Raw genomic sequence first — 12545 nt, 5'->3', positions numbered from 1 at the left:
TCCGGGTTCAGACGATTTTCATACAAATCGCTCTTTCGCCTGGACACTGCCTCATGACCCGCGCGGGCCCCGGCAACGGCGCCGGGCGCGCTGTCAGATATCGCTCGTGCGGCGCAGTCCCGGGCCCGCGCGCCGCTCCCCCGCCACCCGTCCGGCCCCTTCCCGGGGCCGCCCGGACGAGCGCAGCGCGACCCCCGAGGAGACCAGCAGCAGCCCGCCCAGCATCAGGAACGGCGCCGCCACCCCCGCCAGCCCGGCCACCAGGCCCGCGGCGGCCGGAGCGGCGACCTGGCCCAGCCGGTTGCCGGTCAGCCGCAGGGCGAGCGCGGTGGAACGGGCCTCCTCGGGCGCGGCCTGCACCACCGTCGTCATCGACAGCGGCTGGCCCACGCCCAGGCAGAAGCCGAGGAGCGTGAGCATCGCGCCGAGCGTCCAGACCGGCACCGGCAGCGCGACCCCCGCGCACAGCACGGCCGCCAGCAGACAGGTCACGGTGAGCAGCGCGGACCTGCCGAGCAGCCGCAGCAGCGGGGTGAGGACGAGCCGGCAGGCGATGGTGGCGCCGGCCCTCAGGGCGAGCAGGACGCCGATCACCGCGGGGGCGATGCCCCGGTGCTCGCCGACCACCGGCAGATAGGCGGTGAGGATGTCGGTCGCGGACAGCACCGAGAGGCTGATCAGCATGCCCGCCGGCACACCCCGGGCGCGCAGGATGCCCGCGACCGGCACCCGCCCGCCGCGCAGGGGGCGCGCCCTGACGGCCGTACGGTCCTCGATCCGCCACAGCGCGGTGAACGCGACGGCGGCGCCCGCGCCCGCCGCGACAAGGGCGAGCGCGCTGCTGTGCGCCAGGTCGGGGCCGCCGACGAGGGCGCCCGCGGCCAGCGGGCCGACGAGCTGGCCGAGGGAGGCACCGATGGTGAAGTGGCCGAAGTTGCGGTCCTGTTCGTGCGGCGGGGACTGACGGGCCACCAGCGACTGGGCGCCGATCACGAAGCACAGGTGGCCGAGGCCCATCACCCCGCTCCACAGGGCCATCGCCCACAGGGAGCCGGCCAGCCCGCTCAGGGCGCAGCCGCCCGCGATGAGGACCACGCCCGCGGGCAGCAGGGGCGCGCAGCGGCCGTGGTCGGTGCGGCGGCCGAGCGGTACGGCGGCGAACAGCGGCAGCAGCGCGTAGACACCGGCGATGACGCCGACCGCCCGTTCGTCGGCGCCCAGCGCGAGGGCCCGGTAGGAGACGGCGGGGCGGGCCATCGACACCGCCCCCTGGGCGCAGCCGAAGGCGATGACGAGGCGGAGCAGCCAGCCGCGGTTCCCACCGGGCGCCATGAGCGCGGTCCTTCCCGAGGTGATCAGACGATGCCGAACAGGAGCGCCGAGCCGAGCACCACCAGGGAGGTGAGCACGGCCCACTTGACCACGAACCGGGTGTGGTCGCCGAACTCCACCCTGGCCATGCCGACCAGGACGTAGACGGCCGGGACGAGCGGGCTGGACATGTGCAGCGGCTGGCCGGCGATCGAGGCGCGGGCGATCTCCAGCGAGGAGACGCCGTGCGCGTGGCCCGCCTCGGCGAGCACCGGCAGGACGCCGAAGTAGAAGCCGTCGTTGGACATGAAGTAGGTGAGCGGGATGCTCAGCACGCCGGTCACGAGGGCCATGTGCGGGCCCATGCCGTCGGGGATGTTGCCGACCAGCCACTCGGCCATGTGGTCGACCATGCCGGTGCCCTGGAGGACGCCGGTGAAGACGGCGGCGGCGAACACCATGCCGGAGACGTTGAGGACGTTCTCGGCGTGGGCGGCGATCCGGGCCTTCTGGTCCGGCATGTGCGGGAAGTTGACGGTCAGGGCGAGGGCGGCGCCGAGCAGGAACAGCACCGGGATCGGCAGCCACTCCATGATCATGGCGGTGAGCAGGGCGACCGTGAGCAGCGCGTTGAACCAGTACAGCTTCGGCCGCAGGGTGGGGCGGTCCGGGTCCAGGCCCTGGAAGCCGTCGTCGGACTCCTCGGGCAGGCCGGCGCCGGTGCCGGAACCCCCGGCCCGCACACCGGAGTCCCCGCCCCGCACACCGGAGTCCCCGGCCTTCGTGCCGGTGCCCGCGCCGACCAGCACGGTCTCGCCCTCCTCCACCAGCACCTCGTCCAGCGTGAGCACGCCGAGCCGCCCCCGTTCGCGGCGGCCGAGGACGTAGGCGAGGACGAGGACGAACAGCAGACCCATGGCGAGGGCCGGGATCATGGGGACGAAGATGTCGCTCGCGTCCACCTTCAGCGCGGTGGCGGCGCGGGCGGTGGGGCCGCCCCAGGGGAGCGTGTTCATCACGCCGTTGGCCATGGCGGCGACGCCGGTCATCACGACCAGGGACATCTTCAGCCGCTTGTAGAGCGGGTACATCGCCGAGACCGTGATCATGAAGGTGGTGGAGCCGTCGCCGTCCAGGGAGACGATCGCGGCGAGGAGGGCCGTGCCGACCACGATGCGCAGCGGGTCGGCCTTGCAGAACCTCAGGATGCCCCGCACGACCGGGTCGAAGAGGCCGACGTCGATCATCACACCGAAGTAGACGATCGCGAACATGAGCATCGCCGCGGTGGGGGCGAGGCCGGTGACGCCGTCGATGACGTAGTCACCGAGTTTGCCGCCCTTGCCCACGAACACGCAGAACAGCGCGGGGATGAGCACGAGCGCCGCGATCGGCGACATCTTCTTCAGCATGATCAGGACCAGGAAGGTCGCGATCATGGCGAAGCCGAGGATGGTCAGCATGAAATGGATACCTAACGTTCGCCCTTGAACATCCCACCTGGGGGTCGGCGGTGCGATGACGTTAGGTCCGTTCAACCGGCGTTAACAAGATGTTGACGTGCGAGCAATAAGCGCAAAAGTCCAGGTCAGACGTGGGGCCGTTTCAGTCGAGTACGCGTGCCAGGTAGGCCCGCAGCAGCTCCCGGGTCTCGGCGATGATCGCCTCGTCCCCCTGCGGGTCGATCCGGAAGGCGAGTTGCACGAGGGTGTCGGCGCTCTCCACGGCGACCAGGAAGACCCGCCGCAGCTCCTCGTCCGGGGTGCGGGAGAGGTAGCCGGCGAGCAGCTCGGTGAGCCGGTCGGAGACCCGGGTGTTGGGCTCGTCGTGGCGGCAGCCGACCGGGATCTGGTTGCCGAAGTCGACCAGGGAGAAGCCGGGCGCGGTGCGCTTCATGGCGAGGTACTCGTCCAGGACGGCGTCCATGGCGGCCCGCCAGTCCCTCGTACGGGCCTTGTCCAGCCGCTCGGTGACCCGCTCGACGTACCGCTCCAGGTTGCGCTGGGCGAGGGCGTCGGCCATCTCCCGCTTGTTGCCGAAGAACCGGTAGACCGAGCCGATGGGGACACCGGCGCGCTGAGCGACGGCGCGCGTGCTCAGGGCGTCGTAACCGACCTCGTCGAGGAGGCCGGCGCAGGCGTCCAGGATCCTGGTGAGCCGCTCGGCGCTGCGCCGCTGGACGGGCGCGCGACGGAGCGATGTCGCGTGGGGCACGGGCTTCATGATGCCTTTCCGCCGGGGTTAGGGAAACCTTCGTCAGAGTACGGAGAAGGGTGGCCCTGCCACTCAATGCGCCGACGCGAGCGCATGCGGAGCCCGCGCTCGCCCGATCCACCACCGGGCACGGCGCCCCACGCGCACCCCCGGCCACCGAGCCACCCACACGTCCGACGGACCGGCCCCGCCTCCGGGTGACCACCGACCGGGCCCCCGGCCACCGGAGCGTCGCGGCCCCGGCCACCGGAGCACTGCCGGCCGCCCCCGGCCGCCGAACCCACGCCGGCCTGGTGAGGCCCACCGGGTCAGGCCCACCGGAACAGCCGGTACTCACCCGCCGAACCGGAACCGGACCACCGGCCGATCAGCCGCTCCCCCACCGAACCCGCACCAGACGACCCGTCAACCAGCCGGTCCCCTACCGACGAACCGGGACGAGCCCCCCACCGACCAGCCGGTTGCCCTCCCCGCGCCGACCAGGCCCCGAACAACCGGCCCTGCCCACGTCGGGCTCGACCGCGAGCGCCGTTCCCCCGTCGCGTGCTCGCCCGTGCTCCTCTCCGCGTGTCGGATTCACGTGCCCGGCGGGGCGGACGTGGTGGGGTTCGCTGGGCGGTCCGTGGCCGTCTCCGCGTCGGAGACCGTGATGTCGGCGGTGCTCTCGATCGGCTTGCCGTGGACCGCCCACGCCGTGCCGTCGTCGGCGTACAGCCGGGCGGTGATCTGGTGGGTGCCGTGCGGGACGCGGCCGGCGGCCAGGTGGTGGGCGGGGGTGTGCAGCAGGGCGACCGGGCGGCCGTCGACGTAGAGCCGGACGAACCCGCGCCCGAGGGCGGCGGCCGGCCGGGCGCCGGGCGCCGAACAGCGGAAGCGACGCAGGTCCAGCCGGACGTCCCAGCCGCCGGCCGGGTCCGGGGTGACCTGGACGGCGACGGAGGGCGCGTTCTTCTCGGGCACCTCGCGCAGGTTGCGGCCGGTCTCGTCGGTGCTGTCCAGCACCGTTCCCACGGGCGAGGGCGAGACCGTGCCCCCGTGCGCCTCACCGGTTGCGCAGGCCGCCGCTCCCCACGGCAGCAGGACGCACACCACGAGCGCGGCGAGCCGCCCGCGCGTCCACTTCTTCCACGACATGATCCGGAGCGTAGAACAGCGCCCCGGCGCCCCGGATCCGCCTCAGGTCTGGTTCGCGCCCTACCTCCGAGGGAGGACCGGGAATCCTCTTGCGCGGACCCCCACTCATTCCTACGGTGTCGCATAGGAATCGGGAGCGCAAGGAGCGATCATGAGCGGGGACACGCGGAAGACCGCCGAGGGGCTGTCCTATCTGACCGGGTTCGGCAACGAACACGCCTCGGAGGCGGTGCCGGGCGCCCTGCCCGAGGGCCGCAACTCGCCCCAGCGCGCGCCACTCGGCCTGTACGCCGAGCAGCTGAGCGGTACGGCGTTCACCGAGCCCAGGGCGCACAACCGGCGCTCGTGGCTCTACCGCATCCGCCCCTCGGCCGCCCACCCGCCGTTCACCCGCACCGGCAACGGCGCGCTGCGCACGGCCCCCTTCACCGAGACGGTGCCCGACCCCAACCGGCTGCGCTGGAACCCGCTGCCGGAGCCCCCGGCCGGCACCGACTTCCTCGGCGGGCTGTGGACGCTGGGCGGCAACGGCGACGCGACCCAGCGCACGGGCATGGCCGTGCACCTGTACCACGCCACCGCCTCGATGGAGCGCGTCTTCTCCGACGCCGACGGGGAGCTGCTGATCGTGCCCGAGCGCGGCGGACTGCTGCTGCACACCGAGTTCGGCCGACTGCGTGTGGAGCCGGCCCATGTGGCGCTGATCCCCCGTGGGGTGCGCTTCCGTGTGGAGCTGCTGGACGACTCCGCGCGCGGCTATGTGTGCGAGAACTACGGTGCGCCGTTCCGGCTGCCCGACCTCGGGCCCATCGGCGCCAACGGCCTTGCCAACCCGCGGGACTTCCGGGCGCCGGTCGCCGCGTACGAGGACGTCGAGGGCCCGGTGGAGGTGGTGAACAAGTTCTGCGGCAACCTGTGGACGGCCACCTACGACCACAGCCCCCTGGATGTGGTCGCCTGGCACGGCAACCATGTGCCGTACGTCTATGACCTGCGCCGGTTCAATGTGATCGGCACCATCTCCTACGACCACCCGGACCCGTCGATCTTCACGGTGCTGACCTCCCCCTCGGACACCCCGGGCCTGGCCGGCGTGGACTTCGTGGTCTTCGCGCCGCGCTGGCTGGTGGGCGAGGACACCTTCCGGCCGCCGTACTTCCACCGGAACGTGATGAGCGAGTACATGGGCCTGATCGAGGGCGCCTACGACGCCAAGGCGGAGGGCTTCGTACCCGGCGGCGGCTCGCTGCACAACATGATGTCGGCGCACGGCCCGGACCGGGAGACGTTCGACCGGGCGAGCGCGGCCGAGCTGCGGCCGCATAAGGTCGACGACGGGCTGGCCTTCATGTTCGAGACCCGCTGGCCGGTGGCCCTCACCCCGCACGCGGCCGGCGCGGACCATCTCCAGCAGCGCTACGACGATGTGTGGCGGGGACTTCAGCGGCACTTCCGGGCGTGACCGCCGGCGTTGCGCCGGGGGTTCCCAGCCGGGTACGGATAGCGGCGTGACCTCCTTCGCCCCGGACTCCATCGTGCTGAACCGCAAGCTGCCGCTGTGGTACCAGGTGTCGCAGTCGCTGCGCGCCTCGATACTGGGCCGCTCCCCCGAGGACCCGCTGCGGCTGCCCACCGAGGAGCGGCTGGCGGAGCACTACGGCGTGAGCGTGCTGACCATGCGGCAGGCACTGAAGGAGTTGGAGGACGAGGGGCTGATCAGCCGGCACCGGCGGCGCGGCACGTTCATCGAGCCCGGGGTGCGGCGCGGGGCGCCGGTGCGGCTGCTGGGCTCGGTGGACGCCATCGTGGCCCAGCAGTCCGGGATGACGACCGAGCTGCTGGAGCACGGCCTGGTCCCGGTGCCGGCCGCGCTCGCCGAGTACTTCCCGGACCTCGCGGAGGTGGCGGCGTACCACCGGCTGCGCGGCGACGAGAAGACCGGGGAGCCGACCAACCACGCCGTCAACCACATCCGGCCCGACCTGGCCGAGCGGATCGACCCGGACGACCTGGTGCGCTGGCCGATGACCAAGGTCCTGCGGGACGTGGTGAAGGCCGACATCAGCCGGATCACCGACACGGTGCAGGCACGGCTCGCCGACCCGGAGACGGCGCGGCTGCTCGACGTGCCGTTGCTCAGCCCGATCCTGCACTACACCGGGGTGACGTACGACAGTGCGGGGCGGGTGCTGGATGTGGCCGTCATCCACTACCGGGGGGACCGGTTCTCGTTCACGGTCACTCTCGACGCCACCTGAACCGGGGGCGGGTCAGGCCGTACCATGCCCACCGTGACGCACGACGACGCTCCGCCGCTGGCGGACCTGATGCCGTGGTCCGTCGCACCGTTGCGGCCGGGCCGCCGCTGGCCGACGGCGCCCGATCCGGGCTCGCTGCGGGCCCGCTGGGACGCCCTGCTGCGGGCCGAGGGGCCGGACCGGGAGGCCCTGTTCGAGCCGTCCCGGGCGCGTGCGCTCACCTCGGCCGTGGCCCAGCTGCCCGGTCAGTCCACCGGTACCGAACGGCTCGCCCGTGCCGGGGGTCCCTGCGCGGAGCCCGTGCGGGTGCTGGCGGCGCCGTTCGACGAGCGGTGGCTGATCCCGGATCACCGGCTGATCGACGCGGCCCGCCCGGAGCTGTGGCGGGTGGCGGACGCGCGGCAGGTGTTCACGGTCGAGACGGGTGACGCGGACCTCCCGCTGCTGGCGACCCCGCTCCTGCCCACCGTGCGCACCGGCCGGATCCGTCCGCTGTACCGCCGCCCCGGCGGCGCCGAACCGAACCTGGCCCCGGGCCTGCTGGACCTGCTGTCCCGGCGCCTGGGCGCACGCCCCCCGGCGGCGGACGTGCTGGCCTGGATCGTGGCGACGGTCCGCCCGGACCTGACCGTGCCGCTCACCGACGACGGCGAGCTGTGGGCGTCCGGAGTGGAGCTGGGCCGCCGGGCGCTGTGGCTGATGTGCCGGGACGGAGAGCGGCCCAGGCTGCCGGGCGGCCGTCGGCCTTACGTCCGGGCGCCGCTGCCGGGCCGTCCGGAGACCCTCCGGTACGACCCCGACGAGGAGGCCCTGTACCTGGACGGGGGCCGGATCTCCCCCGTCCCGGCGGCGGCCTGGGAGTTCGAGGCGGCCGGGGTGCGGGTCCTGGAGTCCTGGTTCACGGCCCGTACCGCGCCGGCCGAGCCGGGCACGCTCGCCGCGATCCGCCCGGCGGCCTGGCCGCAGAGCTGGACCTCCCAGCTGCTGGAGCTGATCACGGTCCTCGCGCTGCTGGCGGAACTGCGGGCGCCGCGCGCCGGGTTGCGGCCGGTGTCGGCGGTGACGGCGGGCGAGCTGCGGCGGGCGGGCGTCCTGCCGGTTCCGGAGTCCGCCCGGCGCCCCGCCTCGGTGCTGGACCACCAGGAAGAGGGCCCGGAGGGGCAGTTCGCGCTGCTCTAGCCCGCCGCACGCGCGCGCAGGGCGGCCTCCAGCCGGGCGATGTCCTCGGCGTCCTTGGCCCGGCGGGGCCGGGAGGGGTCCCAGACCGGCATCATGCGCTTGATCTCGATCTGGGCGCGCGGATCGACGACGGGCGCCCTCAGCGCGCCGATCCGGCCGGGCTCGGCCGCGAGCAGCCCGTCCGGCCAGGGGGTGCCGGCCCAGGGTCCGCCCGCCACGGTCACCCGTCCCGCCGTGTCCCGGTCGATCAGGGTGAAGCTGCTGTCCAGGCCGTCCTTGACGAAGTCGAGCTGGAGATCCGCGGGCGGGCCCGGCACCGGTGTGTGGCCGAGCCGGGCGAGGAGCCCGGCGAGGGCCGGGGCGTCCCGCGCCCAGGCGAACCAGTCGATGTCCCCGTGGTCCCGGGTGACCTCACCGAGGAAGAAGTCCACGGCCCAGCCGCCGCGCAGCCAGAGCGGAATGCCGGCGTCCCGGGCGGCCTCCAGCACCTCGGCGATCAGGCCGAGCTGGCGCCGGGCCCGCTCCCGGTCCATCGTGGGGTACGCCCGGGTCTCCCCGGGCACGGGCCCCTCGGGCCGCCATCGATCGGTCACCCCGGCACCTTCCTGATCTCCTGCCGCTCGCGGTACGCCGGTATGCGCGGACCGGGACCGGGTGGCTCCGCACTGCTGACAAAGCCGCCGGTCAGGGGAGATCATCCACCCCATGGATCAACTCCCGCTCCCCCTGGAGGGCATCACCGTCGTCGCCGTCGAACAGGCCGTCTCCGCGCCCTTCGCGACGCGGCAGCTCGCCGACCTGGGGGCCCGGGTCATCAAGGTGGAGCGCGTCGACGGCGGCGACTTCGCGCGCGGTTACGACACGGCGGCCCGCGGTCTGGCCTCGCACTTCGTGTGGTGCAACCGCGGCAAGGAGTCCCTGGCGCTGGACCTGAAGGATCCGCGCGCTCTGGCGGTCGTACGGCGGCTGGTCGCGGACGCGGACGTGTTCGTGCAGAACCTCGCGCACGGCGCGGCGGCCCGGCTCGGCCTGGACGCGGCCACGCTGTGCGCCGCGCACCCGCGGCTGATCGCCGTGGACATCTCGGGCTACGGCGGCTCGGGGCCGTACGCGGACAAGCGGGCCTACGACATGCTCGTGCAGTGCGAGGCGGGGCTGGTGTCGGTGACCGGGACACCGGAGCAGCCGGTGAAGGCGGGCATCCCGGCGGCGGACATCGCGGCGGCCATGTACGCGTTCTCCGGTGTGCTGGCCGCGCTGGTGCGGCGCGGCACGACCGGGCGGGGCGGGCCGGTGGAGGTGTCCATGCTGGAGGCGCTCGCCGAGTGGCTGGGGCATCCGCTGCACCACACGATGCACGGCGGTGAGCCGCCCGCCCGCACGGGGCTGGCGCACGCGGTGATCGCTCCGTACGACGCCTATCCGACGGCGGACGGCGGCCGGGTGCTGCTGTCGGTGCAGAACGACCGGGAGTGGCGGCGGCTGGCCGAACAGGTCCTGCGCCGCCCGGATCTGGGCACGGACCCGGCGTACGCGACGAACGCCGCCCGGGTGGCCCATCGGGAGCGCACCGACGCGCTGGTGGCGGCGGCGCTGCGGGTGCTGGACGCCGAGGAGGCGCTGGCCCGGCTGGAGCGGGCGGGCATCGCCTGCGCCCGGCTGCGGGACGTGCGGGAGCTGGCAGAGCATCCGCAGCTGGCGGCCCGGGAGCGGTGGCGTCAGGTGGGAACGCCGGCCGGGCCGCTGCGGGCACTGCTGCCGCCCATCACACTGCCGGGCGGGGGCGAGGCACGGATGGGTGAGGTGCCCGCGCTCGGGCAGCACACCGGAGCGCTGCTGCGTGCCGTGGGGATGACGGACGACGAGATCGCAGCGCTGCGCCGGGACGGTGTGGTGGCCTGAGCGCGGCGCCCCCGCCGGGAGGCCGGGGCCCTGCGGTGCGGTCAGTGACCGCCGAACAGCGAACGGCGCAGCCGGCGCAGCGGCGCGAAGAGGGAGACGCGGCTGACCCGCGCACCCCGGTCGCTGCGCGTGTGCACGGAGTCGCGTGCCGTCAGCTCACGCATCAGCGAGGTCGCCTCGACCGTCTCCCGCTGCGGTATGGCGGGTCCCGCCAGCACCGACAGGTGGCGGTCCAGGCGCGAACTGGTCGCGCTGCTCCCGCAGGTGATCGCAGGGACCCTCGCCCTGCTGCGCACTGTTATCTGTTCCATGTCACTCCCCACCCGTACGAGTCACCCGGCCCGGGCAGGCTAACCCTATCGCCCCACTGGGGCACCCGGGTATCTCGGCCACAGGATTCACCATCCCTGTAAGGGGGTTGACCATCCCCCTTTGACTACTCTCCGAATGCGACCGATTTCAGGGTGAGTTGGACAAGCGGCCGACCGCCGAGCCCGACTGAGCCGCCGTCCGGCTCGGCGGTTACGGCGAGTGACGTCGCGGCGGGATCGAGGTCTTCCGTGATCAAGGGCGTGTCGCGCGCCGGGAGCCTGGGAGAGAGCGGATGCGCGCGGGGAGCGCGCGAGCCGGAGCCGGCGGACGCGCCCGCCTGACGGGGTGCCGTGTCCGCCGAGGGTGACGACGGCCTCCCGCGCGTAAGGCGGAAGCGATCACTCCGGTCCTCCGGCGCGCCGTTCTTCCGCGCCGCTCGCCGCGCGGGCCTTTGGGGGCGTCCGCAGGCGTCCGCGGCGGACAGAACGTGGGCGATCTCACGCACCAGGGGCCGCTCGGCGGCCGGCCGACCGGTCCTGGGCGCGGGAGTTGCGGGCTCGCCCCGGCCCGGCTCCCGGAGGGGGCCGGGAGTCCACCCGGCAGGGCGAGCCCGTTCGGGTCACGCGTTGTTCGTGAACACCGGCAGGTAGCCGCCGAACTGGCCGGCCGCGGTCGGGTGGTACGACTCGCCGATGTCGAGCCAGTTGACGCTGTGCAGCCAGGAGGAGCTGGAGCAGATCTCGTGGCCGGTGAAGGTGGTGCGGACGTCGCCGAAGACGAAGCCGTGGGCGGTGGCACGGGCCTTGATGGCGGTGTCGAGGTAGTCGGCGGCGTCGTTGACTGCGGCCCGCTTGGTCTCGGAGAGGCCGAGGCAGGACTGGCCGAGCAGGTAGAAGCGGGGGTAGCCGATGACGACCACCCGGGCGGACGGGGCCTTGGCCCTGATCGCGTTGTAGAGGGTGTCCAGCTTGCCGGGGAGCGTGTTGGCGACGTACGCCTTGGCGGTGTTGATGCGGGAGAGACAGGAGCTGTCGGACTGGAGCACACACGTCGTCATGACGTCGGCGAAGCCCGCGTCGTTGCCGCCTGCCGTGACGGACACCAGCGAGGTGGTGGAGCCGAGCGAGCCGAGCTGGTTCGCGCGCACGTCGTCCGTCGTGGCGCCCGAGCAGGCGTTGAAGGCGAACGACGAGGGGCTGTGGGCGGCGTTCCACAGGTAGGGGTAGGCCTTGGTGCTGCGCTCGCAGCTGCCGCTGGAGCCGATGTAGCTGCCGGCGCCCACCCCGGAGGAGTAGGAGTCGCCGAGGGCCACGTAGCCGCCGGCCGCGGCCGTCGAGGACGCCTGCGCCGGAGCGGCCCCGGTGAGACCGAGGCCGGCGGCGAGGAGGAGCGAGGTAACGAGTCCGGTAAATCGGGAACGTCTCATGGAACCTCCCTTTAGCAGGATCTCTGCCTCAACGTTGGTAGCAGCTACGCGTGTTGACAGGAAGTGTCCATGCCAAAACTTTCGGGGTCTCGACGAGATCGACCCGAGACATTCACCGTTCAGGTATGGCGCGTGCACGCCGGGTCGGTTGACACTCCATCAACTCGGGGGCGGCGCGCGGAGAAGCCGTCGTCGGCGCGCTTCCGGACAACATCCGTTCCGCCCGCGCCGCCGCCTTGACGCCCGCCTGCGGCTGCGCCACATTGAAACCCGGCATCAGGCGCGTCGGGGGGCAAAGTCGCCAATGCAGAACATACGTATCAAGCCGCCTTCTCCGGACGACACCGGGGCTTCTCCGGACGACACTGGGACGGACACCGACGGCACGCGGCCGGGACCGGGGAGGGGCCCGGCACCGCTGCTCGCCGGGGCCGTGGCCGCCGCAGTGACGGCCGGCGCGCTGCTCGCGCTGATCGACTCCGGTTCACCCCTGCGTGCCCCGTGCACGCTCTTCTTCCTGCTCGCGGCGCCGGCCGGGGCGATCGCCGCGGCGCTGCGCGGGCCGGATCCGCTCGGCCGCGCGGTCACCGCCGTCGCGGGCGCCATCGCCGTCGACCTGCTGGTCGCCCAGTGCATGCTGGCCGCAGACCGCTGGTCGGCCGGGGGCGGGGTGGTCGTGGTGACCGGGTTCAGCCTGCTGGTCCTGCTGGTCGCGCTGGTCAGGGGCCGCGGTTGCGAAAGGGGCCGGTACGACTGACGCCCGCGGAGGACGGCCGGGGCTCTTCCGGAACGTTGGACCGGAAATGCCG

General features: G+C 73.3%; 12 protein-coding genes. 5 read left to right on the top strand and 7 right to left on the bottom strand.

The window, feature by feature from the left end:
• Window positions 1-93: 93 nt before the first annotated feature.
• From ABD350_RS23750 to ABD350_RS23735, 4 genes are all read right to left on the bottom strand, one after another.
• Window positions 94-1332, bottom strand: coding sequence for an MFS transporter (locus ABD350_RS23750; protein ID WP_344350310.1), 1239 nt, complete (start codon window positions 1330-1332; stop codon window positions 94-96).
• Between the two features lie 23 nt (window positions 1333-1355).
• Window positions 1356-2774, bottom strand: a complete 1419-nt coding sequence (locus ABD350_RS23745; protein ID WP_344350309.1) for a CitMHS family transporter — start codon at window positions 2772-2774, stop codon at window positions 1356-1358.
• 142 nt (window positions 2775-2916) lie between these two features.
• Window positions 2917-3534 (bottom strand): TetR/AcrR family transcriptional regulator, encoded by a 618-nt coding sequence (locus ABD350_RS23740; RefSeq protein WP_344350308.1) that lies wholly within the window; start codon window positions 3532-3534, stop codon window positions 2917-2919.
• 567 nt (window positions 3535-4101) lie between these two features.
• Entirely contained in the window at window positions 4102-4659 is a 558-nt protein-coding gene (locus tag ABD350_RS23735; RefSeq protein WP_344350307.1) for a hypothetical protein, read from the bottom strand.
• A gap of 151 nt (window positions 4660-4810) precedes the next feature.
• On the opposite strand from ABD350_RS23735, the gene hmgA reads away from it, so the two are divergent.
• Genes hmgA through ABD350_RS23720 form a run of 3 tightly spaced genes read left to right on the top strand, consistent with a single transcriptional unit; the run spans window position 4811 to window position 8096 of the window.
• Window positions 4811-6121, top strand: a complete 1311-nt coding sequence (hmgA, locus tag ABD350_RS23730) for a homogentisate 1,2-dioxygenase (RefSeq protein ID WP_344350306.1) — start codon at window positions 4811-4813, stop codon at window positions 6119-6121.
• Window positions 6122-6167: 46 nt separating this feature from the next.
• The gene (locus tag ABD350_RS23725; protein ID WP_344350305.1) at window positions 6168-6917 is read left to right on the top strand and encodes a GntR family transcriptional regulator; all 750 of its coding nucleotides are present in this window, start codon (window positions 6168-6170) and stop codon (window positions 6915-6917) included.
• A 24-nt stretch (window positions 6918-6941) separates the two neighbouring features.
• Window positions 6942-8096, top strand: a complete 1155-nt coding sequence (locus ABD350_RS23720) for a type ISP restriction/modification enzyme (RefSeq protein ID WP_344350304.1) — start codon at window positions 6942-6944, stop codon at window positions 8094-8096.
• On the opposite strand, the gene ABD350_RS23715 is transcribed toward ABD350_RS23720, so the two are convergent.
• Entirely contained in the window at window positions 8093-8689 is a 597-nt protein-coding gene (locus ABD350_RS23715) for a nucleotidyltransferase domain-containing protein (protein WP_344350303.1), read from the bottom strand. The genes ABD350_RS23720 and ABD350_RS23715 overlap by 4 nt on opposite strands.
• Window positions 8690-8801: 112 nt before the next feature.
• Between ABD350_RS23715 and ABD350_RS23710 the strand changes: the two genes are divergently transcribed.
• On the top strand, window positions 8802-9998 hold the full coding sequence (locus ABD350_RS23710) for a CaiB/BaiF CoA transferase family protein (RefSeq protein ID WP_344350301.1): 1197 nt from the start codon (window positions 8802-8804) through the stop codon (window positions 9996-9998).
• Between the two features lie 41 nt (window positions 9999-10039).
• Here ABD350_RS23710 and ABD350_RS23705 read toward each other — a convergent pair whose 3' ends face one another.
• Window positions 10040-10309 carry a hypothetical protein gene (locus ABD350_RS23705; RefSeq protein WP_318204341.1) on the bottom strand — a complete coding sequence of 90 codons (270 nt, stop codon included), beginning with the start codon at window positions 10307-10309 and terminating at the stop codon, window positions 10040-10042.
• Window positions 10310-10929: 620 nt separating this feature from the next.
• Complete coding sequence (locus ABD350_RS23700) at window positions 10930-11736, bottom strand: SGNH/GDSL hydrolase family protein (RefSeq protein WP_344350300.1); 807 nt, start codon at window positions 11734-11736, stop codon at window positions 10930-10932.
• 304 nt (window positions 11737-12040) lie between these two features.
• Between ABD350_RS23700 and ABD350_RS23695 the strand changes: the two genes are divergently transcribed.
• Window positions 12041-12493: a hypothetical protein gene (locus ABD350_RS23695; RefSeq protein WP_344350299.1), complete on the top strand. Its 453-nt coding sequence runs from the start codon at window positions 12041-12043 to the stop codon at window positions 12491-12493.
• Window positions 12494-12545 lie beyond the last annotated feature (52 nt).

The organism is Streptomyces nogalater (assembly GCF_039532885.1).
Taxonomy (GTDB): domain Bacteria; phylum Actinomycetota; class Actinomycetes; order Streptomycetales; family Streptomycetaceae; genus Streptomyces; species Streptomyces nogalater.
The sequence above is the reverse complement of the archived record's forward strand: the minus strand, read 5'-3'. Positions and strand labels throughout refer to the sequence as shown.

What these genes read in the sequence shown, in the direction of transcription:
- ABD350_RS23750 (WP_344350310.1), bottom strand. Translation starts at nt 1,332, where the DNA reads ATGGCGCCCGGTGGGAACCGCGGCTGGCTGCTCCGCCTCGTCATCGCC.
- ABD350_RS23745 (WP_344350309.1), bottom strand. Translation starts at nt 2,774, where the DNA reads ATGCTGACCATCCTCGGCTTCGCCATGATCGCGACCTTCCTGGTCCTG.
- ABD350_RS23740 (WP_344350308.1), bottom strand. Translation starts at nt 3,534, where the DNA reads ATGAAGCCCGTGCCCCACGCGACATCGCTCCGTCGCGCGCCCGTCCAG.
- ABD350_RS23735 (WP_344350307.1), bottom strand. Translation starts at nt 4,659, where the DNA reads ATGTCGTGGAAGAAGTGGACGCGCGGGCGGCTCGCCGCGCTCGTGGTG.
- hmgA (WP_344350306.1), top strand. Translation starts at nt 4,811, where the DNA reads ATGAGCGGGGACACGCGGAAGACCGCCGAGGGGCTGTCCTATCTGACC.
- ABD350_RS23720 (WP_344350304.1), top strand. Translation starts at nt 6,942, where the DNA reads ATGCCCACCGTGACGCACGACGACGCTCCGCCGCTGGCGGACCTGATG.
- ABD350_RS23710 (WP_344350301.1), top strand. Translation starts at nt 8,802, where the DNA reads ATGGATCAACTCCCGCTCCCCCTGGAGGGCATCACCGTCGTCGCCGTC.
- ABD350_RS23705 (WP_318204341.1), bottom strand. Translation starts at nt 10,309, where the DNA reads ATGGAACAGATAACAGTGCGCAGCAGGGCGAGGGTCCCTGCGATCACC.
- ABD350_RS23700 (WP_344350300.1), bottom strand. Translation starts at nt 11,736, where the DNA reads ATGAGACGTTCCCGATTTACCGGACTCGTTACCTCGCTCCTCCTCGCC.
- ABD350_RS23695 (WP_344350299.1), top strand. Translation starts at nt 12,041, where the DNA reads ATGCAGAACATACGTATCAAGCCGCCTTCTCCGGACGACACCGGGGCT.